At 36.2% G+C, this 24,415-nt stretch carries 21 protein-coding genes, 1 other RNA gene and 1 riboswitch; of the genes, 6 read left to right on the top strand and 16 right to left on the bottom strand.

Annotation, left to right across the window (positions count from 1 at the left end; genetic code table 11):
* Nucleotides 1-3: 3 nt before the first annotated feature.
* The 4 genes from MKX78_RS14870 to MKX78_RS14885 all read right to left on the bottom strand — a co-directional run bounded on the left by MKX78_RS14870 (nucleotide 4) and on the right by MKX78_RS14885 (nucleotide 3,708).
* Complete coding sequence (locus MKX78_RS14870; RefSeq protein ID WP_095372823.1) at nucleotides 4-1,089, bottom strand: type III polyketide synthase; 1,086 nt, start codon at nucleotides 1,087-1,089, stop codon at nucleotides 4-6.
* 408 nt (nucleotides 1,090-1,497) lie between these two features.
* The gene (locus MKX78_RS14875; RefSeq protein ID WP_095372822.1) at nucleotides 1,498-2,298 is read right to left on the bottom strand and encodes a formate/nitrite transporter family protein; all 801 of its coding nucleotides are present in this window, start codon (nucleotides 2,296-2,298) and stop codon (nucleotides 1,498-1,500) included.
* Nucleotides 2,299-2,551: 253 nt separating this feature from the next.
* Nucleotides 2,552-3,343, bottom strand: a complete 792-nt coding sequence (gene fdhD, locus MKX78_RS14880) for a formate dehydrogenase accessory sulfurtransferase FdhD (RefSeq protein ID WP_095372821.1) — start codon at nucleotides 3,341-3,343, stop codon at nucleotides 2,552-2,554.
* Nucleotides 3,344-3,357: 14 nt separating this feature from the next.
* The gene (locus tag MKX78_RS14885; protein WP_095372820.1) at nucleotides 3,358-3,708 is read right to left on the bottom strand and encodes a DUF2294 domain-containing protein; all 351 of its coding nucleotides are present in this window, start codon (nucleotides 3,706-3,708) and stop codon (nucleotides 3,358-3,360) included.
* 445 nt (nucleotides 3,709-4,153) lie between these two features.
* Here MKX78_RS14885 and fdhF point away from each other — a divergent pair, with 445 nt between their 5' ends.
* The 5 genes from fdhF to MKX78_RS14910 all read left to right on the top strand — a co-directional run bounded on the left by fdhF (nucleotide 4,154) and on the right by MKX78_RS14910 (nucleotide 11,168).
* Nucleotides 4,154-7,093 carry a formate dehydrogenase subunit alpha gene (gene fdhF / locus MKX78_RS14890; RefSeq protein ID WP_095372819.1) on the top strand — a complete coding sequence of 980 codons (2,940 nt, stop codon included), beginning with the start codon at nucleotides 4,154-4,156 and terminating at the stop codon, nucleotides 7,091-7,093.
* 21 nt (nucleotides 7,094-7,114) lie between these two features.
* On the top strand, nucleotides 7,115-7,597 hold the full coding sequence (locus MKX78_RS14895) for a DUF1641 domain-containing protein (protein WP_095372818.1): 483 nt from the start codon (nucleotides 7,115-7,117) through the stop codon (nucleotides 7,595-7,597).
* Nucleotides 7,598-8,150: 553 nt separating this feature from the next.
* On the top strand, nucleotides 8,151-8,630 hold the full coding sequence (locus MKX78_RS14900) for a hypothetical protein (protein WP_307313114.1): 480 nt from the start codon (nucleotides 8,151-8,153) through the stop codon (nucleotides 8,628-8,630).
* A 413-nt stretch (nucleotides 8,631-9,043) separates the two neighbouring features.
* Complete coding sequence (gene spoIIP / locus MKX78_RS14905; protein ID WP_157733948.1) at nucleotides 9,044-10,180, top strand: stage II sporulation protein P; 1,137 nt, start codon at nucleotides 9,044-9,046, stop codon at nucleotides 10,178-10,180.
* Between the two features lie 373 nt (nucleotides 10,181-10,553).
* A complete protein-coding gene (locus tag MKX78_RS14910; RefSeq protein ID WP_095372815.1) occupies nucleotides 10,554-11,168 on the top strand; it encodes a PH domain-containing protein in 615 nt (204 codons plus the stop codon).
* Nucleotides 11,169-11,491: 323 nt separating this feature from the next.
* Here MKX78_RS14910 and MKX78_RS14915 read toward each other — a convergent pair whose 3' ends face one another.
* The 11 genes from MKX78_RS14915 to MKX78_RS14965 all read right to left on the bottom strand — a co-directional run bounded on the left by MKX78_RS14915 (nucleotide 11,492) and on the right by MKX78_RS14965 (nucleotide 22,275).
* A complete protein-coding gene (locus MKX78_RS14915) occupies nucleotides 11,492-12,802 on the bottom strand; it encodes a nucleobase:cation symporter-2 family protein (protein ID WP_307313109.1) in 1,311 nt (436 codons plus the stop codon).
* Nucleotides 12,799-13,398, bottom strand: a complete 600-nt coding sequence (locus tag MKX78_RS14920; RefSeq protein WP_095372813.1) for a xanthine phosphoribosyltransferase — start codon at nucleotides 13,396-13,398, stop codon at nucleotides 12,799-12,801. Before MKX78_RS14920 ends, MKX78_RS14915 begins: the two co-directional genes overlap by 4 nt.
* A 118-nt stretch (nucleotides 13,399-13,516) precedes the next feature.
* Nucleotides 13,517-13,618, bottom strand: a riboswitch (purine riboswitch).
* Nucleotides 13,619-13,892: 274 nt separating this feature from the next.
* Nucleotides 13,893-14,804, bottom strand: a complete 912-nt coding sequence (locus tag MKX78_RS14925) for a DMT family transporter (RefSeq protein WP_307313107.1) — start codon at nucleotides 14,802-14,804, stop codon at nucleotides 13,893-13,895.
* Between the two features lie 26 nt (nucleotides 14,805-14,830).
* On the bottom strand, nucleotides 14,831-16,351 hold the full coding sequence (locus tag MKX78_RS14930) for a carboxypeptidase M32 (protein ID WP_095372811.1): 1,521 nt from the start codon (nucleotides 16,349-16,351) through the stop codon (nucleotides 14,831-14,833).
* Between the two features lie 218 nt (nucleotides 16,352-16,569).
* Nucleotides 16,570-18,501: an ATP-dependent DNA helicase gene (locus MKX78_RS14935; protein ID WP_307313104.1), complete on the bottom strand. Its 1,932-nt coding sequence runs from the start codon at nucleotides 18,499-18,501 to the stop codon at nucleotides 16,570-16,572.
* A gap of 98 nt (nucleotides 18,502-18,599) precedes the next feature.
* Nucleotides 18,600-18,767, bottom strand: a complete 168-nt coding sequence (locus MKX78_RS14940) for a hypothetical protein (RefSeq protein ID WP_157733946.1) — start codon at nucleotides 18,765-18,767, stop codon at nucleotides 18,600-18,602.
* A 108-nt stretch (nucleotides 18,768-18,875) separates the two neighbouring features.
* The gene (locus tag MKX78_RS14945) at nucleotides 18,876-20,024 is read right to left on the bottom strand and encodes a THUMP domain-containing class I SAM-dependent RNA methyltransferase (RefSeq protein ID WP_285840841.1); all 1,149 of its coding nucleotides are present in this window, start codon (nucleotides 20,022-20,024) and stop codon (nucleotides 18,876-18,878) included.
* 166 nt (nucleotides 20,025-20,190) lie between these two features.
* An RNA gene (gene rnpB, locus MKX78_RS14950) (RNase P RNA component class B) lies at nucleotides 20,191-20,578 on the bottom strand.
* Nucleotides 20,579-20,655: 77 nt separating this feature from the next.
* On the bottom strand, nucleotides 20,656-20,964 hold the full coding sequence (gene gpsB / locus MKX78_RS14955; RefSeq protein WP_095372809.1) for a cell division regulator GpsB: 309 nt from the start codon (nucleotides 20,962-20,964) through the stop codon (nucleotides 20,656-20,658).
* A gap of 86 nt (nucleotides 20,965-21,050) precedes the next feature.
* Nucleotides 21,051-21,614, bottom strand: a complete 564-nt coding sequence (locus MKX78_RS14960; RefSeq protein WP_340975371.1) for a DUF1273 domain-containing protein — start codon at nucleotides 21,612-21,614, stop codon at nucleotides 21,051-21,053.
* A gap of 409 nt (nucleotides 21,615-22,023) precedes the next feature.
* Nucleotides 22,024-22,275, bottom strand: coding sequence for a CotD family spore coat protein (locus MKX78_RS14965; RefSeq protein ID WP_307313093.1), 252 nt, complete (start codon nucleotides 22,273-22,275; stop codon nucleotides 22,024-22,026).
* 443 nt (nucleotides 22,276-22,718) lie between these two features.
* Between MKX78_RS14965 and MKX78_RS14970 the strand changes: the two genes are divergently transcribed.
* Complete coding sequence (locus tag MKX78_RS14970) at nucleotides 22,719-23,132, top strand: VOC family protein (RefSeq protein WP_095372806.1); 414 nt, start codon at nucleotides 22,719-22,721, stop codon at nucleotides 23,130-23,132.
* A 22-nt stretch (nucleotides 23,133-23,154) separates the two neighbouring features.
* Here the strand turns inward: MKX78_RS14970 and MKX78_RS14975 are convergent, their stop codons facing one another.
* Nucleotides 23,155-24,411: a ribonuclease H-like domain-containing protein gene (locus tag MKX78_RS14975; RefSeq protein ID WP_307313089.1), complete on the bottom strand. Its 1,257-nt coding sequence runs from the start codon at nucleotides 24,409-24,411 to the stop codon at nucleotides 23,155-23,157.
* Between the last annotated feature and the right edge of the window lie 4 nt (nucleotides 24,412-24,415).

Raw genomic sequence — 24,415 nt, forward strand, 5'->3', positions numbered from 1 at the left:
AATTCACCTCCATTTTAATAAAAGTAATTCCGAGCTAAAACCCGGCCCTAAGGCAGTTGCCAAACCTATATCATCCTTTTTTCCAAGGAGAAAAAACCTTCGCAAAACATATAATATTGTGCTTGATGACATATTGCCGAACTCCCTTAGAACGTCAAGTGAAGTGGCGGTCATCTCAGCAGGAATTTGTAAAGACGCTTGATAAGCATCAATCACTTTTTTTCCACCTGGATGAGCAATAAAATGTTGCAAATCGGTTATTTGTAATGAGAATTGATTTAAGAATGTCTGTACATTTGGCTTCAGCCAGCCTTCAATAATTGTGGGAATATCTCTTGAGAATATGACATATAAACCATCATCCTTTACGTCCCAACCCATTACATCAAGCGAATCCTTTTTTGTCGTTGATTGTGTCCCGTATATATGGGGGATGGCAGGCAATTTCTGATATTTTTGATAACCACTTTCATCACCAGCGATTAATGCACAGGCAACACCATCAGCAAATAAAGAAGTACCAACAAGATTACTCTTAGAGCGATCATTTCTTTGAAAAGTTAAACTGCATAATTCAATTGTTAATACTAAAACCTTTGCTTTTGGATAAGCTAAGCAATATTCATAAGCCCTTGATAAACCCGATGCACCACCTGCACAGCCTAAGCCCCATATTGGGATCCTTTTTGTTTGCTCAGAAAAGGGTAATAGATTCATTATTCTTGCCTCAAGCGATGGTGTAGCTAAACCTGAGCTAGTAATCGTAAAAATCGCATCTATCTCTTGATACTTAATAGGTTGATTTAGAAACTCCCTCGTTGTTAAACACTTTTCAATCGCCTCACACCCAAGTTTTACTCCCGTTTCAATGAAGGCATCATTTTTATCAGCAAAGCTATGGTCCTCTTTAAACCAATCTAGTTCTTTGGCAAAATGACGTTTTTCAATTTGTCCGTTTTGGAATACTTTTAATAAACGATCGATATCTTTGAAAGATTGCCCAAATAAGTGGCGTGCAAATGCTACCACTTCATTTTGAGTAATTTCATTTGATGGGGGTACTTCTGAGATAGATAAAATAGCTGGCATAAGGAACTCCCTTTCTGTCTATGTACGGGTATTTTTTCCTTAATAAGGATATTTATGCATTGATTGGTTTTTAATCTTTCTCGTTCATTTTTTGCATAAAAAAAAGCCGAATGAGTTATCTCATTCGGCTCAGAAAGATGTGTTTTGAAGGAGTTGCTGTGCCCTTTTATCATATCTTAAAGTGGCTCTCTTGGCATTACGCAAACTTTACCAATTATAATTGCTTATTTATTGCCTTGCTTATGCACATCAATGATAATCGTTTTATCAATGATTTGACCACAGACACGACAAACTCCTTGTTCTTTATATAGCGTTTTACAATAATCACAATAATATTGCTGCATTTGCTCACATCCAATATCTCTAATAGATTATTTTATGTAAGCTATGATGAATGTGCTTCTATTATGAAGCTTTTTTCAACTGAGATTTTGTTTCATTTTTTGGTTTATAAGAGACAAAGTAAGCTAGGCCAACAAACACAGCCCCTCCAACTACATTACCTAAAAAGGCAGGTATGATATTGCCAATGAAATCTACCCAAGTAAACGAACCTGCAAAAATCGCAGCTGGAATAACGAACATGTTGGCAACAACGTGCTGGAATCCAATCGCAACAAATGCCATAACCGGGAACCAAATAGCCAAAATTTTACCTGCAAAATCATGAGCACCATAAGCTAACCAAACAGCTAGGCATACGAGCCAGTTACAACCAATCGCTGAAACAAATGTTTGTAAGAATGTATCATCAATTTTTGCACCAGCAATCGCTACTGTTTTATCAAGGTATGGACCTGTCTCTGTTAATCCAACGACATGTCCAAAGAAATAAGCAACAAACAGTGCCCCTACAAAATTGGATAATAACACCCAAAACCAATTATTCAATAATTGCCCAAGACTAATTCTCTTTGAGAACAAAGCACTCGCAACTGACATCATGTTACCTGTAATTAATTCAGCCCCAGCCAATACTACTAATACAAGGCCTAAAGGGAAAACTGCTGCACCTAAAAACGATCCGAAACTTCCCCACTCTGCCGGTAAATTCCCAATAACACGAATGTCTAATAAAAATCCTAGTGCAATAAATGCCCCACCTAAAAAGCCTAAAACCAACAGCGACAAAAGTGGTATTTTCGTTTTTGCAACACCTGTTGCAATCGTCTGTTCCATAATTTCTTGCGGTTTACTAAATCCCATTCTAACTACCCCCTAAATAAAAAAGGCAGCACTCAGACATCCCTTACTTTTGTAAAGGATTTCAAAGAATGCTGCCTAACCCTTCTGCAATCCCCTACAGAAGTATCAGTCATCATATTTATATTGTTTGTAAAAAGAAATAAAACAGTGCTTGCCTTACTTCCATTTACCCATTGCAAACTATATGCTACCAAAAAACAAAAAATTTTACTAGACTATTTTTTATTTTTTTCGTGTAGCGAAGTATTTCTTTTTATAATAGGATTCGTTCAGGATAAGTATATATATTCATGTTGCCATTACGAATAAATCCAACAGTCGTAATTCCTAATTCCTCTGCTGAGCGCAAAGCAAACTCTGTTGGTGCAGATTTTGAGAGAATCATTTCACAACCAATTTTTGCTACCTTTAAAAGTATTTCTGAGGAGATTCTTCCTGTGAAAACAATAATCTTCCCTTTCATGCTGATGCCCTCTCTTAAACTATAACCATATATCTTATCAAGCGCATTATGCCTACCAATATCCATTCTGCTTAATAATATCCCATTTTTGTCACAAAGCGCAGCGCTATGTACACCACCTGTTTGTTTAAATGTAGTCGCAGACGCTTGTAATTGTTCCATTAACTGATTACATTCATTGACAGTTAATCGAATATTAACATCTTCCATTTTCTTAGCTGTTAATGCATCATTAACAAAAACAAAGCCTTGTCTACTCATACCACAACAAGAAGTAATATATCTTTTATTTTGGAAGTTTTGTATATAAGGATTTGTACGATCTGTTGTAACATGAACGAACCCTTCCTTTTCTTGTACCCATATATCTTTAATATGCTTGTAAGATCTTATGATACCTTCTGATGCAAGATAACCTATCACCATGTCCTCAATATATTCTGGTGTACATACCATTGTGACTAGCTCTTCTCCATTCAGCTTAACCGTTACTGCATATTCGGTAACAATGGTATCTTCCATTTTTTCAACTTTATTTCCAGTCACTCGTATGATTTTACGACTCGTTTCCACTTGCTTCATCTTTTCTCCTCTTTCTATGAATCTATGATATTTTTATCGAATACAAATACAGATATCGCCATATTCTCTTCCACTTTAATATCAGAAAACAAATGTAACAGCGTCGCACCGACCAATTCTTCCATTCCTTCTGGCGTACCTTCTGCATATACATCTTGAATCATTTTTGTTCTTGCTGAATGCACCATTTCTTTGCCATCTTCTGTACGAGAAATAAATTGTTCTGTCGGTGTGAGATTACCGTATAAAGTCGAAACGGCCATATTCTCTACAAACACTGTGTGGATTTTCTCCGGTCCCTTACCAAATAAGTCTTTTCTTAATTTACGAATGATATCATTAAACTCATGCACCATTTTTGACATCTTCTTTACCCCTTTATATAAGATTCTGTCTCAATTGTATAATCATAGTACATGCTTAAAAAAAATGAAAGGGCTGCAAATAGGAAAAAAATTGCACGATGATTGCTTCACTGTTTCACAATACCAAAATTACCCTATTGGACTGTAATCGTTATAAGATTAAATTCATTATTGTTAAATTTAATTTTTAGCGCTATAATAACTAGTGGAATTGTTGGAGGGGTAATATTTTCATGTTGTCTCTCTATCAATGGTACTTTCTACATACTAAAAATGGTATGGATTGGTATAATAGCAAGCGTTGTTATTTAACTATTCCACCATGGATTATGCTCGCTTTTTGAAAGCGGTATAGTACATGGTGGTTTTTTTATTGGTTTAAGCAGAAACACTCACTTTATTCTCTTTAAACCATTGTTTGATCAAGTGTAAGGGGGAAACAAAATTGACTTCCAATGTAAACATTACAATTAATGGTGTGGATTATGAGGGGCATGAGGGGCAAACCATTCTCCAAATCATTAATCAAAATCAAATTGAACATCCACAGATTTGTTATTTACCAGAGGTTGACCCAATACAAACATGTGACACATGTATTGTAGAAGTAAATGGTCAACTTATGCGCTCATGCTCGACTGTAGCAGAAAGTGGTATGAGTGTTAGCTTAAGCTCCAACCGTGCCAAAGAGGCACAAACAGAAGCAATGGACCGTATTTTAGAAAACCATTTACTGTATTGTACAGTTTGTGATAATAATAACGGCAACTGTAAAGTCCATAATACAGCTGAATTATTAGAGATTGAGCATCAAAAGTATCCTTATACGCCTAAAGAAGATAAATCGGCTGTCGATATGTCGCATCCTTTCTATCGTTATGATCCAAATCAATGTATTGCCTGTGGACAATGTGTTGAGATTTGTCAAAGTCTACAAGTAAATGAAACACTTTCAATTGATTGGGAAAGAGAAAGACCAAGAGTTATTTGGGACCAAGGTGTATCCATTGATGAATCGTCATGTGTTTCATGCGGACAATGTGTAACGGTTTGTCCATGTAATGCCTTAATGGAAAAATCAATGCTCGGTAATGCAGGTTTCATGACAAAGATTGATGATGAGATCATGACACCAATGATTGACCTTGTAAAAGAAGTAGAACCGAACTATGGCACGATTTTTGCTGTATCAGAAGTTGAAGCTGCGATGCGTGAAGAAAGAATCGAAAAAACAAAAACCGTTTGTACTTTCTGTGGTGTAGGTTGTTCGTTTGAAGTATGGACAAAAGACCGTGAAATTTTGAAAGTGCAACCAAGCCACGATGCACCAGTAAATGCAATTTCCACTTGTGTCAAAGGTAAATTCGGTTGGGATTTTGTTAATTCTGAAGAGAGAATTACAAAACCATTGATTAGAAAAGAAGGTCGCTTTGTAGAAGCTAGTTGGAACGAGGCATTAGACCTTGTAGCTAGTAAACTAGGAAGTATTAAAGAAGAATTCGGCAAAGATTCAATTGGCTTTATTTCTTCTTCAAAAATTACAAATGAAGATAGCTATTCATTACAAAAATTAGCTAGACAAGTATTTGAAACGAATAATATCGATAACTGCTCTCGTTATTGCCAATCACCAGCCACTGATGGCTTATTCAGAACTGTAGGTATGGGCGGTGACGCTGGAACTATTAAAGATATTGCTGAAGCAGGTCTTGTCATTATTGTTGGTGCAAACCCAGCAGAGGGTCACCCTGTTCTTGCTACACGTGTAAAAAGAGCCCATAAATACCACGGTCAAAAGTTAATTGTCGCAGACTTGCGTAAAAATGAGATGGCTGAACGTTCTGATATATTTATAAGTCCGAAACAAGGAACAGACCAAGTTTGGTTAATGGCTGTAACCAAATACATGATCGATCAAGGTTGGCATGATGCTGAATTTATTAAGGAAAATGTCAATTACTTCGATGATTTTAATGAAGTTTTAGAGAAATATACGTTAGCATATGCTGAAGAAACGACTGGTTTATCACAATCACAAATCATCGAAATTGCCGAAATGATTCGTGATGCTGACGGTACTTGTGTCCTTTGGGGTATGGGCGTTACGCAAAATACTGGTGGTTCTGATACTTCAGCTGCTATTTCTAACCTGTTATTAGCAACAGGTAACTATCGTCGCCCAGGTGCTGGAGCTTATCCATTGCGTGGACATAACAATGTACAAGGTGCATGTGATATGGGTACCTTACCTACTTGGTTACCAGGCTATCAACATATTACCGATGATATCGCTCGTGCGAAGTTTGAGAAAGCTTACGGAGTTGAAATCTCAGGTACACCAGGTTTAGATAATATTCAAATGTTACAAGCGATTGAAAAAGATGAAATGAAAGCAATGTACCTTGTTGGTGAAGACATGGCACTTGTTGATTCGGACGCGAACCATGTAGATAAAGTACTTTCTAGTCTTGACTTCTTTGTTGTTCAGGATATATTCTTCTCTCGCACAGCTCAATACGCTGACGTTATTTTACCTGCCGCACCATCACTAGAAAAAACAGGTACATTTACAAATACTGAACGTCGTGTACAAAGATTGTACCAAGCGTTACCAACATTAGGAGACTCTAAACCTGACTGGTGGATTATTCAAGAAGTAGCTAATCGCCTAGGGGCAAATTGGACATATACACACCCTAGTGAAATCTTTGCTGAAATGGCGAGTCTTGCACCACTATTCTCTCAAGCAAGCTATGATGTACTAGAAGGTTGGGGTAGCTTCTTATGGGGAAGTCTTGATGGAGCAAGCACACCATTGTTATATGAAGATGGTTTTAACTTCCCAGACAAAAAAGCGCGTTTCGCCTTATCTGATTGGGCAGAACCTGCATATTTCCCTGAAGAATATGACCTCCATATTAATAATGGGCGTATGCTTGAACACTTCCATGAAGGAAATATGACCAATAAGTCAAGAGGCCTGACTGCAAAAGTACCAGATGTATTTGTGGAAGTATCAGAAGAACTAGCACAAGAAAGAAAACTTTCAGATGGCTCGACAGTAAGACTCGTCTCTCCATTTGGTGCAGTTAAATTGAATGTTCTAATTACAGACCGAGTGAAGAAAAACGAACTGTACTTACCAATGAATTCAGTTGATAAGGATTCTGCTATCAATTTCTTAACTGGTCCTTTATATGATAAACGAACGCGTACACCGGCTTATAAACAAACGAAAGTTCGTATGGAAATTTTAAATAACAAAGCCGGCGACAAACCATTACCAAAAACGAACCCGCGTAATAAAAAACGCAATCCACAAAACGGTGTGGAAGTTCAACGTAAATGGAATCGCGAAGGCTATGTTCATTTAACAGATCAATAAAGATTGGAGAGGTGATTCATTATGGCAGCGCCTATTACTGAAATTCATCGTGAGAGAAATGAAGCCCTTGAACAAGAGCAAAAGCTTAACGAATTAAAATCATTACTCACTGAAAATGATCAAGCAGTACAAAGTATCATGGCTCTTATTGGCGAATTACAACAAGCAGGTATGCTTGATGCAGCCAATTCCATGTTAAAAGGGAAAGAACAAATTGCTAAAGTAGCACTTGGTCAAGTAACAAAAGAACCTGTAACCAACTTGATTAACACATTAATGGGTGCAACTGGTGCACTTATGCAAGCTGACCCTGAACAAACAACAAAACTCATTAAAAGTGCAGTATCAGGCATGGACGAAGGAAAAAACTTCTTACATGAAGAAAAGAAAATTGGTATTATGCAATTGGCCAAAGTTTTAAATGACCCTGATATTAATCGCGCTATTGGATTCGGTATTCATTTCCTTAAAGGCATGGGTAGGGAATTAAAAGAAGATAAATAATGCAGTAAACCTCCCACTCGATTGTTGTGGGAGGTTTTTCATTATCATTCACCCTGAGCAATATAAAAGTTATACAAAGAAAGATTCTCCCCCCTCTTCCTCTGGCTACATATAAAACCTAACTTATCGAGATAGAGGACTTCATCATCCTCCTTTCTTTTCTAGTTAATCGTTCACTTCCTAAAGCTATTCTTATACCATGACTTAATCTCATAGATGAGTGTCTATTTTGGTGCTCGATCTTCATTTCTGTTTTTTTCCTAAATGCTGCTAAGATTATCTACCTTATACAGCTTTGATGATCTATCATTAATCAAATACGACCGTTAGTTATCCCCCACACGCAACCTCAACAAGCCCGTAAAAAAGGCTAACCCTATCAAGCTTTCAAGCCTGATTCTCTCATATGGAATCAATCCCCTTCAAATGTTTGTCAAGGTCCGTCACAGCAATGGTGGCCTTCTAAAAGGAGGTTTTATACGAAACGGGGTTTGCGCTATTTATCTTGTGGGTTCTTCTCTTTTATAGCGGGAATTGGGTTGCCCTACTTATCTTGTTGGTTCTTCTCTTTTTAGTCGCGCATTTTGATTTTACCCTACTCATCTTGTTGATTCTTCTCTTTTTAGTCGCGCATTTTGGGGTTACCCTACTCATCTTGTTGATTCTTCTCTTTTTAGTCGCGCATTTTGATTTTGCCCTACTTATCTTGTCGCTTCTTCTCTTTTTAGTCGCGCATTTTGATTTTGCCCTACTTATCTTGTTGATTCTTCTCTTTTTAGTCGCGCATTTTGATTTTGCCCTACTTATCTTGTTGATTCTTCTCTTTTTAGTCGCGCATTTTGATTTTACCCTACTCATCTTGTTGATTCTTCTCTTTTTAGTCGCGCATATTGGGGTTACCCTACTCATCTTGTTGATTCTTCTCTTTTTAGTCGCGCATTTTGAGGTTACCCTACTCATCTTGTTGATTCTTCTCTTTTTAGTCGCGCATTTTGATTTACCCTACTCATCTTGTCGCTTCTCCTCCTTTTAGTCGCGCATATTGATTTTGCCCTACTCATCTTGTCGCTTCTCCTCTTTTTAGTAGCGCATTTTGGAGTTACCCTACTCATCTTGTCTCGTGCCCTTTTTTTTAGTAGCTTAAATTGATTTACGCTACTCACTTTACCCTCACATTTTAAGTAGCTCAGCTTGATTCTAATTATTGGCTTCCAAATCCAATTTACGAGGCGCTCAACTCTATTTTCTAATTTGAGTGACTTTAAAAGATACACCCATTTTTTATCCCTACTTGGATATAAGAGCAGTTTTGTAACCTTCCATTATCTCTACTATTTTTATATCCACAATTAGTTATTTTTTTATAAAAGGCAAAATTGATAGTCTTAAATTTAGCATATCTCTCTCTTTTTCTTCATAAGCATTTTAATAGAAAGGATGGATGATATGCAAAAATCACAAGGCTATCAGTTATTTCTATTTATTAACACTACTGCTCTCTCCATTACTATTGCTTGCATTTTTTTAGCAAGTACCGTCGCACTCGTCACAATAAAGATGTCTTCTGATATTGCTAGTTCTGTCATCAATGGACCTCAATCGCATTCCATTTATCTACACTTATTAAAAAGTGCTAACCAAAGTTTTATTAGTGAGGATGCGATTGAAGAAGTGGCTATCTCTGACCTTGCTTTTAAGTTTGCAACAAGTATTACACCTGAGGATCCACGAACATTCCTTGGTAGAGAACTTCCTTTATTCTCCTTTTTCGATGGCAAAATTCACATCGCTGGAAAAGGAACAGATTATACAACTTTACCAATTGAGTCAACAAACGTACCAATGGATAAATTAATAAAAGACAAAGAGACTATCGGAAACGATGATGATAATAACGATGACGAGCAGGAAGGAACAACTTCACCTAAAGAAAAAAATGTGTATATTTATCATTCACATAGCTATGAATCTTACCTTCCATTTATAAAAGAAGCACAAACAGCAGACGACGCTGTAAGTAATGATGAAAAGTATAATGTGATCTCAGTTGGTTCTAAACTACAAAAGGATTTACATGCTGAGGGTATCGGCGTTGAACATAACAGAACAAATATGACAGAAGCATTGCATAGTCAAGGATTACAGCATAATGATGCTTATACAAGGGCAAGAGATTTCGTTTCTGAGGCATTGGCTAGTAATAAAAACTTAACTTACATTATTGATATTCATCGAGATTCACAGAGAAAAGATGTCACTACTATTGACATTAATGGTAAAAGTTATGCTCGACTCTTCTTTGTTGTCGGTGCAGAGAGTAAGAATTACGAAAAGAATTTAAAACTGGCAGAAGATCTTAATAAAGCTGTAGAGGAAAAATACCCTGGTCTAAGTAGAGGAGTCTTAAAGAAAGATTACTCAGTAGGCAATGGTGTCTACAACCAAGACTTATCTGATCGCGCCATCCTTCTAGAAGTCGGCGGTGTCGACAATAACCGTGAAGAACTTGATAATAGTACAGATGCCTTTGCCGATATTTTTAGTGAATATTACTGGAAGCAAAAAGAAGTAGAATCTCAGTAATTAAACAGCGACTATTCATTTTGAGTAGTCGCTTTTTACTGGGGATATATTTAACTGTCACATTTCACCCTACTTACAATTGATATAGATAAAGAGATCAAAGAATTTATAGTAGGGTTGATATAAACTTAATTATTGGGGAGATTATCAGTTTCAGGGCCCGATTGGTGCAAGTGGAACGAACTCGAATTTTTAATTAAGTTGGTTAAGTAAATCGTTATTAAGCATTAATTAGTTTCTTTCATTCTTTCTTCTTAATTGACTTCATACTTATTTTAAATTTTACAAATCTGTGATGCAAATCTAATGTAATATCCCTTATAATGATAGTTGGAAACAATCGACTAATTATATTACAGAGGGGCGTATTTGAATGTTTAAAAAAATTGCTTCAGATGCATTAGGCTTATCAGATATCGGAAAAATTATAAAACCGGAGGATTTTGATAAAACACAATCAGATGATTTTGTACGTCATGAAGATAATGAAAAAATCTATTTTCTTATCATGACGAAAAGTGATGAATATTGCTTTACTAACTTAGGTTTAATTCATATTGATGGACAAAACGCAATCTCTTCAAAAAGAGTCATGAAGCGTTATCCTTACTTCCAATTTGACGTCAGTGACGTAAAGTTAGAAACAGCTGGTAAGATTGATTTAGATGTAGAGATTAAATTTAATCTTGGTAGTATCCCGTTCAGTATTGATGTTGATAAAAAACAAGTAGATGAATTGAAAGATTTATATAAGGCCTTATTATATATTGCTGAAAAAGTGTATGAAAACAAAATTATGTTAAAAATGGCCAATGATAGCCTTGATAAAGCTGTGCAAGTTCTACATAATTCGAGAATCGGTGAACAAGATCTAGCAAAACAATTCCAAGCACTCACGGAATTTTCATTTAATTGGCTTGACTCAAGTAAAAATCAACTACATGAAAAAGACTTCGGTTCAGTGTTCGAAAAATATATTAATAACTAAACAGAAAAGATTCTTGCCGATTATAGATGAAACAAAAGGCAAAGGCATGTCGTTTATACTTTCTTATGTATCAGCAGTTCGTAGTACATATCTAATAAAACGAGTTTTGCTCGAATATCTTGCATTTCCTTTAGATGTACGAGCAAATCCCTTTTGACGATTTCTCTCTCGATGAACGAGCAATCCTTTTTTCCTCTGCTATCATCCATTTTTATATCAAAGACGAATAATCAAATCGACTTTTAATTAATCGGATTTGAACCGCCTTTTTTTGAAGAAAAGAAAAGCAGCTGACTTGAATATCAGCTGCTTTCCATTACCTATTAAGAAGCTTTCGCTTGCTCAACTTCCTCTTCATTTACTCCACTCTTTTTGCCAAGCATATTAAAAACGATATTTAAAATAATTGCCGTTAAACTCCCAACCACAATTCCGCTTTCAGTAATTATACGGATATTTTCTGGTAGATTCGCAAAGATCGTTGGAACAAATGTAACCCCTACACCTAGCCCAACAGAACAAGCGATAATGAGTAGGTTTTCTTGTGAGTTAAAGTCTACTTTGCTTAACATTTTAATTCCTGATGCTATAACCATACCAAACATAGCAAGCATGGCTCCACCCAGCACAGAAGATGGGATAACTGTTGTTAAGGCACCGATTTTAGGTACTAACCCTAAAATGACTAAAAATGCACCAGCAACATAAATAACATTTTTGGTCTTTACACCTGATAATTGAATTAAACCTACATTTTGCGAAAAAGTTGTGTATGGAAATGCGTTAAAAATACCACCAAAGACGATCGCTAATCCTTCTGCACGATAACCGTTTGCTAAGTCTTTATCTTTTAATTTTTTATTTGTAATATCACCTAATGCGAAATATACACCCGTAGATTCGACAAGGCTGACCATTGCCACGAGAATCATTGTAAGAATCGGAATCAAATCAAATGTAGGCATTCCGAAATAAAATGGCTGTGGCATATGGAAGAATGACGCCTCGCCAACCGCTGAAAAATTCACTTTCCCCATGATAGAAGCAATAATCGTTCCGACAATAATACCAATTAAAATCGAAATAGCACGTACAAAGCCTTTTGTAAACTTATACAAAACTAAGATAACAAGAAGCGTTGTAAAAGCTAAGATAACATTTTCCGTTGAACCAAAATCTGGGCTACCTTCCCCGCCAGCCATATTATTCATAGCTACAGGAACTAAAGTTAATCCGATAATTGTCACAACTGATCCTGTTACAACAGGAGGGAAAAATCTAACCAATTTACCAAAGAAAGTAGCAACCAATATTACAAACAATCCAGAAACAAGAATGGCACCATAAATGGATGTAATACCATAGTTTCCGCCGATTGTAATCATCGGCCCTACTGCTGTAAATGTACAACCTAGGACAACAGGCAAACCGATACCAAAAAATTTATTCTTCCAAACTTGCAATAATGTCGCAATCCCACACATCATAATATCAATTGATACAAGATAGGTTAATTGCTCTGCTGTTAAACCTAGGGCACCACCAACAATCAATGGGACAATAACTGCTCCAGCGTACATGGCCAGCACATGTTGTATTCCTAGGGAAGCTAATTTCAACGGATTTTGATTCATTTTGAGGATTCCTCCATCTCTTCAACTTGTGTAAAAGTAACCTTGCTATTCGCAAGTGATTGAACAATTGCTAAAGATTCAACTTTATAACCTTTTTCGCGTAATTGTTTTCCTCCATCTTGGAATCCCTTTTCAATGACAATGCCCATACCAGCGATAGATGCTTTCGCTTGGTCCACGATATCCGCTAAGCCTAGAGCTGCCTGCCCATTTGCTAAGAAGTCATCAATAATTAACAGACGGTCATTTTCACTTATAAATTTTTGCGATACTGAAATCTCATTGGTTTCTTGTTTTGTAAATGAATACACCTCTGCAGTTAACAAATCATTAACCAATGTCAAGGATTTTCTCTTCCTAGCAAAGACAACAGGTACATTCAAATATAATCCAGTCATGACAGCTGGAGCAATTCCTGAAGATTCTAATGTAAGTATCTTCGTCACGCCTTCTTCTTTAAACCGAGCTGCAAATTCTTTGCCTATTTCTAACATAAGCTCAGGATCAATTTGGTGATTAAGAAAAGAATCTACCTTCAAAACAGTATCTGAAAGTACTTTTCCTTCTTGTTTGATTTTTTCTTTAAGCAGCTCCATAATTATCCCCCTTGGCTATAATACAAAAAACCTAAAAGTCATCCGCTTCACTTTCAACTTGAGTGCAGCAAGGACCTTTAGGTTTTAAAGGTGTGGAAACAAGAGCAGATAAAGACTACTCCTCCACTTGCTCACCCATAGTCAAATAATTTACGGTTATTCGGTAGAAACTCGCGGACCATATTTCCGCTATTATATGAATGACAACTATTAAGTTATTTAATTTGAATTACTATCATTATATCATGTGACTTCAAAAATTCAATAGGATAATGATAGAAAAAACGAACAATAGAGAATTTCATGCAATTATCATTCGTATATTATTGGTAATTTTCTAAAATCTCATTTTCCGTTACTCCGTCTATGTTCCCTTCTCTTAAAATCATCTTTACTCTTGATATTTCTGCACACAATATCATTTCTAACAAAAAAAACATCTAAGCCTACTTCAATAAATAGGTTCAGATGTTTAAATATCTTAATAATCGTCATTATTGGGTGATTTCATCGCTTGTATAGCGCTTCCTTTTCTTTTGCGGTAAGTTCACAACAACAACTGAACTGACAATAAACAGGGCCCCCACTACTTGTAACCAAACAAGGCTTTCATTAAATAATAATACACCCATTATTGTAGCAACCACAGGTTCAACTGTGGAAATGACTGCGGCTGTACTTCCGTCTGTTTTCTCTAACCCTTTTGTATAAAGAATATAAGCAAGTACTGTTGGTATAAGCCCTAGGCCAACACTTAAAAGCATTACATCAGTTTGCATGAAGAGTGTACTTTTCTCCCACAAACTTGTTATTGGTATAAGCACAACAGCTGCGATAATAAAAGTAAAAAATGTTACGGCAAACGGAGAATAGCGGTTGAGCGCAAATTTACCAAATATTGTATAAAGCGCATAACCAATACCTGAGCCTAAACCAGTAATTATACCTAAAATGGTTATTTGACTCTCTCCTAAAGCTAAGCCTGCAATTAATATACAACCTGCCATTGTCATAATAACGGCGATAATTTTATTTATTGTCATTTTCTCTTTTAAAAACATAAATGATAGAATCGTTACAAATGCAGGTGCTGTATAAAGAAATATAACTGCCATGGAAATACTCATCTCACTCATTGTCGTGAAATAACAAAAATTGAATAACACGATGCTACAAATGCCTGTACCCAGGAAGTACCGTACATCACCTACAGCGTGTAACTTCATCTCTTGGCGATAATGGATAACACCTATCAGCAATAAAAATAAAACAGCAAAAATAGCGCGAATCGCTACGATTTCCATTGAAGTGAAACCAGCAGAAGCTAATCCCTTCACAAATAAGCCAATAATTCCCCATAAACTTGCTCCAACCGCAATCATTATAAAGGGCAGAATACGTTTCATCTTCCACTCCCCGTTTCTAGCGATATCTAGTTTAGTTGATAAATTGCACGATACTTATCTGTTAAATAATCAATAAGATATTGTACATTTAAGCCTTCTCCAGTTGCCGATTGAATGATTTCTAATGGCTCTTTCATACGCCCGTAGCGATGGACATTCTCAGTTAACCACTCTCTAATAGGGGTAAGATTGCCCTCTTCTAACAATTGATCAAACTCAGGTATACTCTTCAACATACTTTGTTTTAATTGTGCTGCGTACATATAGCCTAACGCGTAAGATGGGAAATATCCAAAGCTTCCGCCTGCCCAATGAACGTCCTGCAACACACCCTCAGCATCAGTTTTAGGGGTAACCCCTAAATATTCTTCATATTTTTCATTCCATAGCTGTGGTAAATCCTTCACTTCTATTTCATCATTAAATATTGCCTTTTCTAATTCATAGCGAATCATAATATGAAGTGGGTAGGTTAATTCATCCGCCTCAATACGAATCAAAGATGGCTTAGATTCATTAATTGCACGATAAAATTCATCTAAGGTAATGCGGTCAAATTGGTCTGGGGCATATTGATTGAGCAGTTCAAAATTATGTTCCCAGAACCCTTGATGACGACTAACAAAATTTTCGTAAAACAGTGATTGCGATTCATGGATTCCCATTGATGCGCCATCACAAAGAAGTGTATCTACCAACTCCTTAGAAATATTTTGCTCATATATGGCGTGTCCACCTTCATGAATCGTACCAAATACAGCCATGCGAAAATCATTCTCGTCATATCTCGTTGTAATACGGACATCTCCAGGATTAATACCAGTGGCGAATGGATGTACCGTATCATCTAGACGACCTGCATCAAAATCATAACCCATTTGATCAAGAATTTGCAGTGTGAATTCCTTTTGTTTTGCCTTCGGGAAAGTATCATAAAGGAAATCTGTACTTGGTTTATTCAGTGAGTCAGCGATGTCTTTCACTAATGGAACAATCGATTGACGTAACTTACCAAACACTTCATCTAAGGTTTTTACTGTCATCCCTGGTTCATATTGATCTAATAATGTATCGTATTTATGTTCTTTATATCCCCAGTAACCGATAAAACGTTTATTATAATACACAAGTTTTTCTAAATAGGGTAAAAACATTGCGAAATCAGACTTTTCTCGCGCTTCTTCCCAAATCGTTTCTGCATGTGCTTGAATTGTAACATATTCTTTATATTCATCTGCAGGTATTTTCTTGTTTAAGTCATACTCTTTCTTACATTCTTCTACCAATCTATTTGTCCGTTCTGAAAGACTCTCCTTTGCCTCTTTATTACTTAGTTTTCCTATGTATGCTGCCATCTCCTCGCTCGTTGACATTGCAAATAATTCAGAAGATAACATACTGATCGTTTCAGATCGTTGCTCGGCACCTTTTCTCGGCGCACCGGTTCTTAAATCCCAGTACATGAGTGAAACAGCCTCTTTATAAGCCATCATTTTTTTAACAAACGCTAAAAACTCTTTTTCAATGCTTAACATCGTCGCATTCATCTTCGTCTTTCCCCCTTCTTATTTCTAGGTTTATTTTAGCATATTCCTTTCTATAAAACTTGTTGTTTAATATCACTATATTGGCCTAACAGCGCTTCATTCTCAATTAACCATTTGTTTTTTCGCTTAATTTTAAGAAAAAAACTATTCATATATAATAAAAATCAACCAGTAGAATCAAAAAAAGAGAGACTAGACAAGTCTCTCCTTTTTCATTTTTACCGTATATTCACTTCCACAGGAAGTATTTTAAACACTTTATCTTTCACATCTCCAGGTTGATCATCTTCTAGTAATATATGCACTGTACCATGATCCTCATTTGTACGAATAAGACGGCCAATTCCTTGTCTCATGCGCAACAACATATAAGGCATGTCCACCTCTTCAAAAGCCTTACTTGTTTGTTCTCTTTTTGATTGGAACACTGGGTCATTAGGTGGAAAAGGTAATGAATAGATAAAGACATTTTCAAGCGATGCACCAGGAATATCCAGCCCTTCCCATAAATGAACCGACGCAAGAATGGACTGCTCTTCATTTTGGAATTTTGAAACGAGCGTACTGATTTCTGCTTCACCTTCAAAATAAATCGGGTAGGTAAGTTTTCCTTCTGCATAGTCTTTAAACAATGCTAACTCTTCTTTCTTTGAAAAAAGAAGTAAACTACCACCTTGCACTTTATTTAATTGCGCAATCATATAATCCATTTTTTGTTGATGGTCGCCTGTCTCAAAGAATGGTGCCAAGGCAGTCATATTATTTTCGTAATCAAATGGTGATTCTACTGTGAAGGAAAGAAAATCATCCACACCTAAGCTTTTCGCAATATAGTTAAACGATTGGTCTTCAGATAAAGTTGCTGATGAAAAGATAAAAGGAATGTTCTGAGAGAATACTTCCTCTCTCATAATTTCTTCTACCAATCTCGGCATAATGATCAATGTTCTTTCTTCTTTTTCTTCTTCAAACCAGGCGATACCACTTTGGTCTTTAATAAATAGTGATAAAGAATAGGATATCTGCTCAAGATACTCTTCAACAACCTTTAGTTCGTATTCATTAATGACATACATTTCACTCTCAAACACGAGTTCTTCTTCTAGCTGACTAATATGGGCAAATAGTTTTTTCGCCTCGTCTATTAAAGCTTTCTCTCGTTTAATCATTTGTTTTTCAGAGCCTGTAATTTTCTCAGTCGTTTGTGATAGTATGCGAAAGAACATTTCACTTTGGTAAATTGTATCTTCAATTGTATGCAATGTTTTTTCACGTACATCGTTCGCCATTAATCTCGTTAATAAAGACTCTAAAATTTGTTCAGTTAGTCGATAAGTTAAAGCTTTTTGAGCAGCATATTCTAACAAATGTCCTTCATCAAAGACAACACTTGAAGCTTCTGGCAATAGCGGTAACTGCCCTTCTCGCTTCCTTGATTCTTTCGTCCAAATATGTTCCATATAAAAGTCATGTGAACAAATGATGATGTCTGTTGATTGACGATAATAATCGCGATGGAGTGTTTGTCCACAACGGTGACGTTTTTCACAAGTGAAACAATCTTGCAAAGAGTCCCAACCAATCTGCTCCCATTGATCATCAGTCAGCTCCGGATAGCTTTTGCGATCACCATAAGGAGTAAACTTTTTCATCGAGACATTTTCCTCAACAAAAGATGGGAGGCTTTCGTGTACATCCATAAAGATATCATCACTATCAATCGATGCTAGCTGTTTATCCAGCTTATTCAAACATAAATATTGCTCTCTTGATTTAGCTAAACGAACATCGATATTTAAATTTAAAGCTTTCTCTAACTTGGCAATATCTCCTTCTGGCTTTACTAACTGTTCAATTAACGTTTCATCAGCACAAGCAATAATCGCAGGCTGGTGGCGGTACCGCGCGTAACAAAGGGCATATAATAAATAGACTATGGTTTTTCCTGTTCCCACTCCTGCTTCAGCAAATACGACCTTTCGATCTTTCATCGCATTTTCTAATTGGAAGGCCATATAAATTTGTTCATCGCGTATATCAAATCCACTCTCTGGAAGTAGATCATAGAATACATCACCAATCCAATCCCCAAGTTTCTCGTAGAATGATTCTGTTTTTTCAACCGTAAACGGCATCTGACTCTGTTGCATGACGTTCCCCCGTTTTCTTCTTTTATGAACCCTATTGTAGCAAAAAAAAGTCGAAACCCCTCAATCATACAAGGTTTCGATAAGCGATTACTATCTCTTTAATTTATTTTTGATAATGAATACGATAATGCATGCCTAATTTCTTGTTGGGCAGATTGCAATTTTTTTAGTGCATCACTATCTTTCATTTGATCTGTTGATATCGCTTGTATAGATCCATCAATTGCTTGCATTATTTTGTGAAAATCAATTTGCGTATCTTTCATTATCATGACCTCCATGAACCATTCGATATATGTATTCTATTCACTTTTATGGCATCATATACCTGCTTTAAAAAGAGAAATACAATCATAAATCTCATGGAGAGTCCATTAATTATTGCGTGGAGGTCGCTTGCCCCAATATTGATAGTAGTCTGTTTTAATAAACCCATTAAAAAGTTTTCTTTTCTTTGTTGCAGGTTTTCCAAACACTTGTTCAAATTCTTCATCAGAAGTAAGGATATAAATAGACCATGTATCAAGTAAAGACAAAGCTTCACCCATTTCTTTATACATTCTTTGGACTGCTGGTTTATCACCTAACCGCTCACCATATGGCGGATTTCCTACAATGACACCGTAGTCCTTTGTTGTTGTAAAATCACGTACTTGCATCTGTTTAAATTGCACAAGATCGCCAAGTCCCGCTTCAAAAGCATTCTCTTCAGCAATTTTCACCATTCGATGATCGATATCCGTTCCAGTAATGTCTAGTGGTTGATCATAATTAGCAAGATCTTCCGCTTCCATTCTTACCTCATCCCAAACTTTAGTAGGGATAATGCCCCAACCTTCTGAAACAAATTCTCTGTTAAAACCAGGAGCGATATTCTGACCTATTAAAGCAGCTTCAATAGGGATCGTTCCTGACCCGCAAAAAGGATCGACAAATGGTTTGTCTGGATGCCAATTAGTAAGCATGATCAGTGAAGCTGCTAAAGTTTCCTTAATTGGCGCTTCACCTTGTCCAGTTCGATAACCTCTTTTATGCAATCCACTTCCACTCGTATCGATTGTTATTGTTGCTACATCCTTAAGAAGAGCCACTTCAATCTTGTACAATGGGCCATTCTCATCTAACCAACCATTTGTTTTATAATGATGCCTCAATCGTTCGACAATCGCTTTTTTTACAATTCCTTGACAATCAGGAACACTGAATAGTTTGGACTTAACGGATTTACCCGAAACAGGAAACTCTGCATTTTCCGGAAGAAATGCTTCCCATGGTAAAGCCTTTGTTTTCTCAAATAATTCATCAAAAGTTTTTGCTTTAAATTCTCCCACTTTGATTTTGATACGATCAGCAGTTCTTAACCACATATTGCTTCGTGCAATCGCATGCGCATCACCTTCAAAAGTGATTTTTCCATTATCAACTTGACATTCATAGCCAAGCGCACGAACTTCCTTGGCTACAAGTGCCTCTAGCCCCATTGCAGAGGTGGCAATCAATTGAAATTTAGACACAACGTTCATCCTTTTATCTCTTATTCGGTCTCGCTTAACAGAAAGTTTATTAAGTCTAAGCATATAATTTCGTTTATTAAAGTACACCTAATTAACTGATTTCTATTCTTTAATTGAAAGAAAAGCTCTCCTTATAATAGGAGAGCCTATAATTTCTTTTTTTACATTAATTCCGTTCTGTAAGCCATGTTTTGTTCTACGTACTACAAACGGCAATGTATTGCCTCGTACATAGTGGTAATCATCTATCTACAGACGAATACGCCTGTCCTTCCTATCAGTTCATTTCCTTTAGGAAAGTGCCCCTACCATAATTTGGGTTTCTCACTCGCGGGGTTTACCTCGTTCCACTCTTCTCATTTCTGAGAAGACTTCGTCACTGTGGCACTTTTATAGGTATTCATACCCTATCTTTAAAAAGACTTAGGTATTTTCCCTGCCGTCAACTGTTAAAGTTGCCCTAGCTTATGTCTTCGCCAGGCACGAACACTACTGGCATCTCAGCCTGTGTGAGCATGGACTTTCCTCTACAATTTAAAAAATTGCAGCGATTACCCGAACGTTATTAATGATACAACGAATATTATATGTAATATTCTTATGAATAGCAAGGGCTTTTTTGAAAGTCACTAATGTTTAATTAATCGTACAATTTACTCCCAAATACATGCTTCTCTAAATTTGATAACCTTTTAAGGATATCAAAATTTGTTGTACCAGCTGGTTGAGAAGCTGCTTGAGGTCTTTTATTATTAGACTCCTCAAGTTCTTTTCTTAATTTCAAGTTTTCATGTTGTAATTCTTCAATTTCAGTGTGGAAGGTTTCATAATCTTTAATAATTAAATCTAAAAACTTATCTACATCTTCAGGTTTGTAGCCTCTCATGGCGGTTTTAAATTCTTTTTCTAATATATCCTTACTCGTTAATTTTACTTTATCAGATAGCATTATACTCACCTCTAGTATCGCCAATAGTATTCTTTATTTTTTCAAATAACAACACTTTTGTCAATTTAATTTATCGGTTTCACGCGTTAAAATCCATCTTGGGTCATTTGATCTTCTTCTACTATTAATTGTATATCATAAAACGAGATTTGATGTATGGAGTAATTTTTTTTATTTTGATAATTAAGTGCCTCTTCAAATAAATATTTGGGAGACCCTTCTTTTTCCGTATCATAAAAAAGGATAAGACAATCACTCTTCGATAGATGAAAAATGTTTTTCATTTTAAATTGATTAGGATTTTCATAAGGCTTACGCGAAACTGCATCAACATAATCAGCACTTGCTACAATTGATTCATACCATTCCTTATTATCTTCTTTCCAATTCCCCTCTACATTTAAAAAAGGCGTAATCACACCTAACTGTAAGTGTTCAAATCCTTCCTCCTGCAACTCGTACACGACCTCTGCAGCCCATAGCTCCGTTCCAAGCTGTCCACTAATGAGCACCCACTCTAATCCTTCATCAAGTAATGAAAGCAATTGTTTTTTTATGGCTCTTTTAATATACGTCACTGCTTGTTCATCTTTTTTAAAAATTCCTAATTCGAAAGGCTTATAACCTGATACAGTGGTTACTTTTACCAATTTTAACTTCTCCTTGCGTCTATTTCAAATACTTATTAGCCTAATTTTAACATATTCCCTTATTTAAATCGAAAGATTATAAAGAGAGGACAAGATATCTTTAGTTTTAACGTGATGATACCTGGAAATGATAGAGTTTCTCTTCCCTTATATGTCGAACCAATCTTTTCTAATAAGTGAACTTTTTAAACCAGCTTTATTTTTATTCCTACATTAATCGTATATTTACGAGCAAGTTTCTCAGCTTTCTTTCCTCACTTTGCTCATTATTGAGAAAGTTCGGATAGCAAACCGAAATTCAATCATAATATGCCCTTCAAATACATGTTGTATATTCTTTTTCTCACGCTATTAGTGAATAATTAAAAAAGGACCCATACAATATTATGAGCCCTTTAGTGATTCATGTTCAATATCTTCTAAACCTTTTGTTGAAAGGATGAACTGGCAAAGGGCGATACGGTACTTGCCCATGTAAAGCCGGTACTTCTGAAGAAGGATGATTGAAATGTACATGCTGATAATTAATATGTTTCACTGTTGTCGTATGACTGGGATGAAAATGTGGAATAATGATGGTCTCATAAACATGGTTAACATGATGATTAGTTGGATGAACAATCGGTTGCAAGTCATTTGGTTTAGGTGGAAATTGGTGCATAAAAATCTCTCCTCTCAATCGATAAAAAAACCTTTTTTTCATTCTATGAGAAGTTAGGAAATCTGCCCTGAGAAATTCACCTATAATCGCACCCAAATTATTTCATTATATAAATAGTAAACTATAAAAACTATCCTTCATCGTGGTCATAAACACGGCTGTAATAATAACGACAAAAAAGAAAATATATAAAATAGCTCTGTACATTTAAATATCATCCTCGCAATTAGCATTCATTTCATACACGGAATATTGTACAAGGAAATATCTTATAAAACAACTAAGAAAGTTGTCCTTTTTAGTGGTGTTTTTTTACAAATACAAATCCGAATGCCGCAAACGAAGTAAGTCTAAAGTCTTATAAAATTTCAGACAGCAATCTGTCGGCAAAGAACCTTTCCTCTTTCTATAATAGGATTGAAGAAAGAAATGGAGGTTTTCCAATGACAAAGATATGGTCAAACGGCGCAGCTGTTGCTCAAGTAAGAGTCGCACGTCCGACAAATCAACTAACAGAAATAGAACGGTTTTATTGCAGCGGTTTAGGGTTACAAAAGATAGGGTCTTTCCAAGGTCATAGTGGATATCAAGGTATAATGATTGGTTTACCAAATGCTAGTTATCACTTAGAAATAATCCAACACGAATCTGGACAGCCTGTTCCTTCACCTACAAAAGAAGACCTATTAGTTTTTTATATTCCTCAATTATCAGAAATCCTAGAAATAAAAAATAGGTTGCATAGCTTGGGATACCACTCTGTTTTACCAGAGAACCCGTACTGGGAGGAGAAGGGTTTCACATTTGCAGACCCTGATGGCTGGGGAGTCATTTTAATGAATACTTCAGGTATATAAACAAAGCTTTCCACCGGGACAATTACTCATCCTGGTGGATTCTTTTCTGTAATTTCCTTAAGAGTCTTTCACGCCGTTTATACAGACTCTCTTTATGCTTTTTATATTTCTCTTTCGTTTCAATTTGCTTTAACGCCTTATCTGTATATTGTATCGCTCTCATGAGATCAGGCAGCCTGTGTTCATATATTTTTGCCAACTCAACACATGCGCTAAATTTTTCTTGGTCATCACCATCAGAGGAAACCATCTGCCATAACTCTGCTGCTTTCCCCCATTGCTTTTTCTTTTTTAACTGCCAAGCCAGCTGATGTTTCGCTTTTATACCTGCCACATCATTCATTTGTGCTAATTCTTCATACCCCTCTTGCGCTTTTTTGATTTCACCAATAGAGCTAAACCACCTTGCTGTCTCATAGGCTTCTCTTGTGGTTTGCTCTTTATCTAACCCTAGTAATTGGTTAGACAAGTGGATATATAATGTGATCAGTGAGAGGATGTCTATTTCATTATGTTTAATTATACCTAGCATGCCTTCAGGGTTTTTAGTATCTAAATAATCAAAGTAAATCATCGGCGCAAGATAACCTGGGATATCATCCTCTCTTTTTACTCCTAATACTTCTCTTTCAACAATAGATAACTTCGTCCGCTCAAGTTTATGTTTCCATAACCTTCTTGAAGCATGATATAAATCAAAATGACCGAATGGCGGTAGTTTGGGTAAATGTTCTCGAATTAATGTATGCCGTGTTTGTAACTGGGGCCAATCAAACGCTTTACCGTTATAGGTCACCATGGTTGTATAATCAATTGATTCTAAGAAGCTTTTATATAAAGCGATTTCTCCTCCAGGGTCAGGTAATATATGTTGTTTTAAAGTGACGCCTTTTCGACTCACGCTCGCATACCCTAATAAGAAAATCGTATTGCCTACTCCACCTCCAAGCCCTGTCGTTTCAGTATCAAAAAAGAACAAATCCTCTGCTTGATGGCCTCTCGCTGTTAACGGGTGACACTCGGTAGTTTCGTTCCATTTTTCAATGACCTTGTATAATTCTTGAAAGCGGTAATTTCCATGTAAATAATCTAGGGGATAATGAATTTCTCTAATGAGACAAGTACTACCTTCTATATCATGATAAGGCGAAACATGGTGTTGTTGCCATACGTCTTGGAAAGGGAAAACGGATGGGGACTTCTGCTCTACTTCTACTTTTTTTTCGGTAGTATGAGACATATGTGATTGTAAACGATTCAATTTATTTTTTAATGACACACTT

It is taken from the genome of Cytobacillus sp. FSL R5-0569 (assembly GCF_038007265.1).
In the GTDB taxonomy this organism is placed as follows: Bacteria; Bacillota; Bacilli; order Bacillales; family Cytobacillaceae; genus Cytobacillus; species Cytobacillus kochii.

What these genes read in the sequence shown, in the direction of transcription:
- MKX78_RS14870 (WP_095372823.1), bottom strand. Translation starts at nt 1,089, where the DNA reads ATGCCAGCTATTTTATCTATCTCAGAAGTACCCCCATCAAATGAAATT.
- MKX78_RS14875 (WP_095372822.1), bottom strand. Translation starts at nt 2,298, where the DNA reads ATGGGATTTAGTAAACCGCAAGAAATTATGGAACAGACGATTGCAACA.
- fdhD (WP_095372821.1), bottom strand. Translation starts at nt 3,343, where the DNA reads ATGAAGCAAGTGGAAACGAGTCGTAAAATCATACGAGTGACTGGAAAT.
- MKX78_RS14885 (WP_095372820.1), bottom strand. Translation starts at nt 3,708, where the DNA reads ATGTCAAAAATGGTGCATGAGTTTAATGATATCATTCGTAAATTAAGA.
- MKX78_RS14895 (WP_095372818.1), top strand. Translation starts at nt 7,115, where the DNA reads ATGGCAGCGCCTATTACTGAAATTCATCGTGAGAGAAATGAAGCCCTT.
- spoIIP (WP_157733948.1), top strand. Translation starts at nt 9,044, where the DNA reads ATGCAAAAATCACAAGGCTATCAGTTATTTCTATTTATTAACACTACT.
- MKX78_RS14910 (WP_095372815.1), top strand. Translation starts at nt 10,554, where the DNA reads ATGTTTAAAAAAATTGCTTCAGATGCATTAGGCTTATCAGATATCGGA.
- MKX78_RS14915 (WP_307313109.1), bottom strand. Translation starts at nt 12,802, where the DNA reads ATGAATCAAAATCCGTTGAAATTAGCTTCCCTAGGAATACAACATGTG.
- MKX78_RS14920 (WP_095372813.1), bottom strand. Translation starts at nt 13,398, where the DNA reads ATGGAGCTGCTTAAAGAAAAAATCAAACAAGAAGGAAAAGTACTTTCA.
- MKX78_RS14925 (WP_307313107.1), bottom strand. Translation starts at nt 14,804, where the DNA reads ATGAAACGTATTCTGCCCTTTATAATGATTGCGGTTGGAGCAAGTTTA.
- MKX78_RS14930 (WP_095372811.1), bottom strand. Translation starts at nt 16,351, where the DNA reads ATGAATGCGACGATGTTAAGCATTGAAAAAGAGTTTTTAGCGTTTGTT.
- MKX78_RS14935 (WP_307313104.1), bottom strand. Translation starts at nt 18,501, where the DNA reads ATGCAACAGAGTCAGATGCCGTTTACGGTTGAAAAAACAGAATCATTC.
- MKX78_RS14940 (WP_157733946.1), bottom strand. Translation starts at nt 18,767, where the DNA reads ATGAAAGATACGCAAATTGATTTTCACAAAATAATGCAAGCAATTGAT.
- MKX78_RS14945 (WP_285840841.1), bottom strand. Translation starts at nt 20,024, where the DNA reads ATGAACGTTGTGTCTAAATTTCAATTGATTGCCACCTCTGCAATGGGG.
- gpsB (WP_095372809.1), bottom strand. Translation starts at nt 20,964, where the DNA reads ATGCTATCTGATAAAGTAAAATTAACGAGTAAGGATATATTAGAAAAA.
- MKX78_RS14965 (WP_307313093.1), bottom strand. Translation starts at nt 22,275, where the DNA reads ATGCACCAATTTCCACCTAAACCAAATGACTTGCAACCGATTGTTCAT.
- MKX78_RS14970 (WP_095372806.1), top strand. Translation starts at nt 22,719, where the DNA reads ATGACAAAGATATGGTCAAACGGCGCAGCTGTTGCTCAAGTAAGAGTC.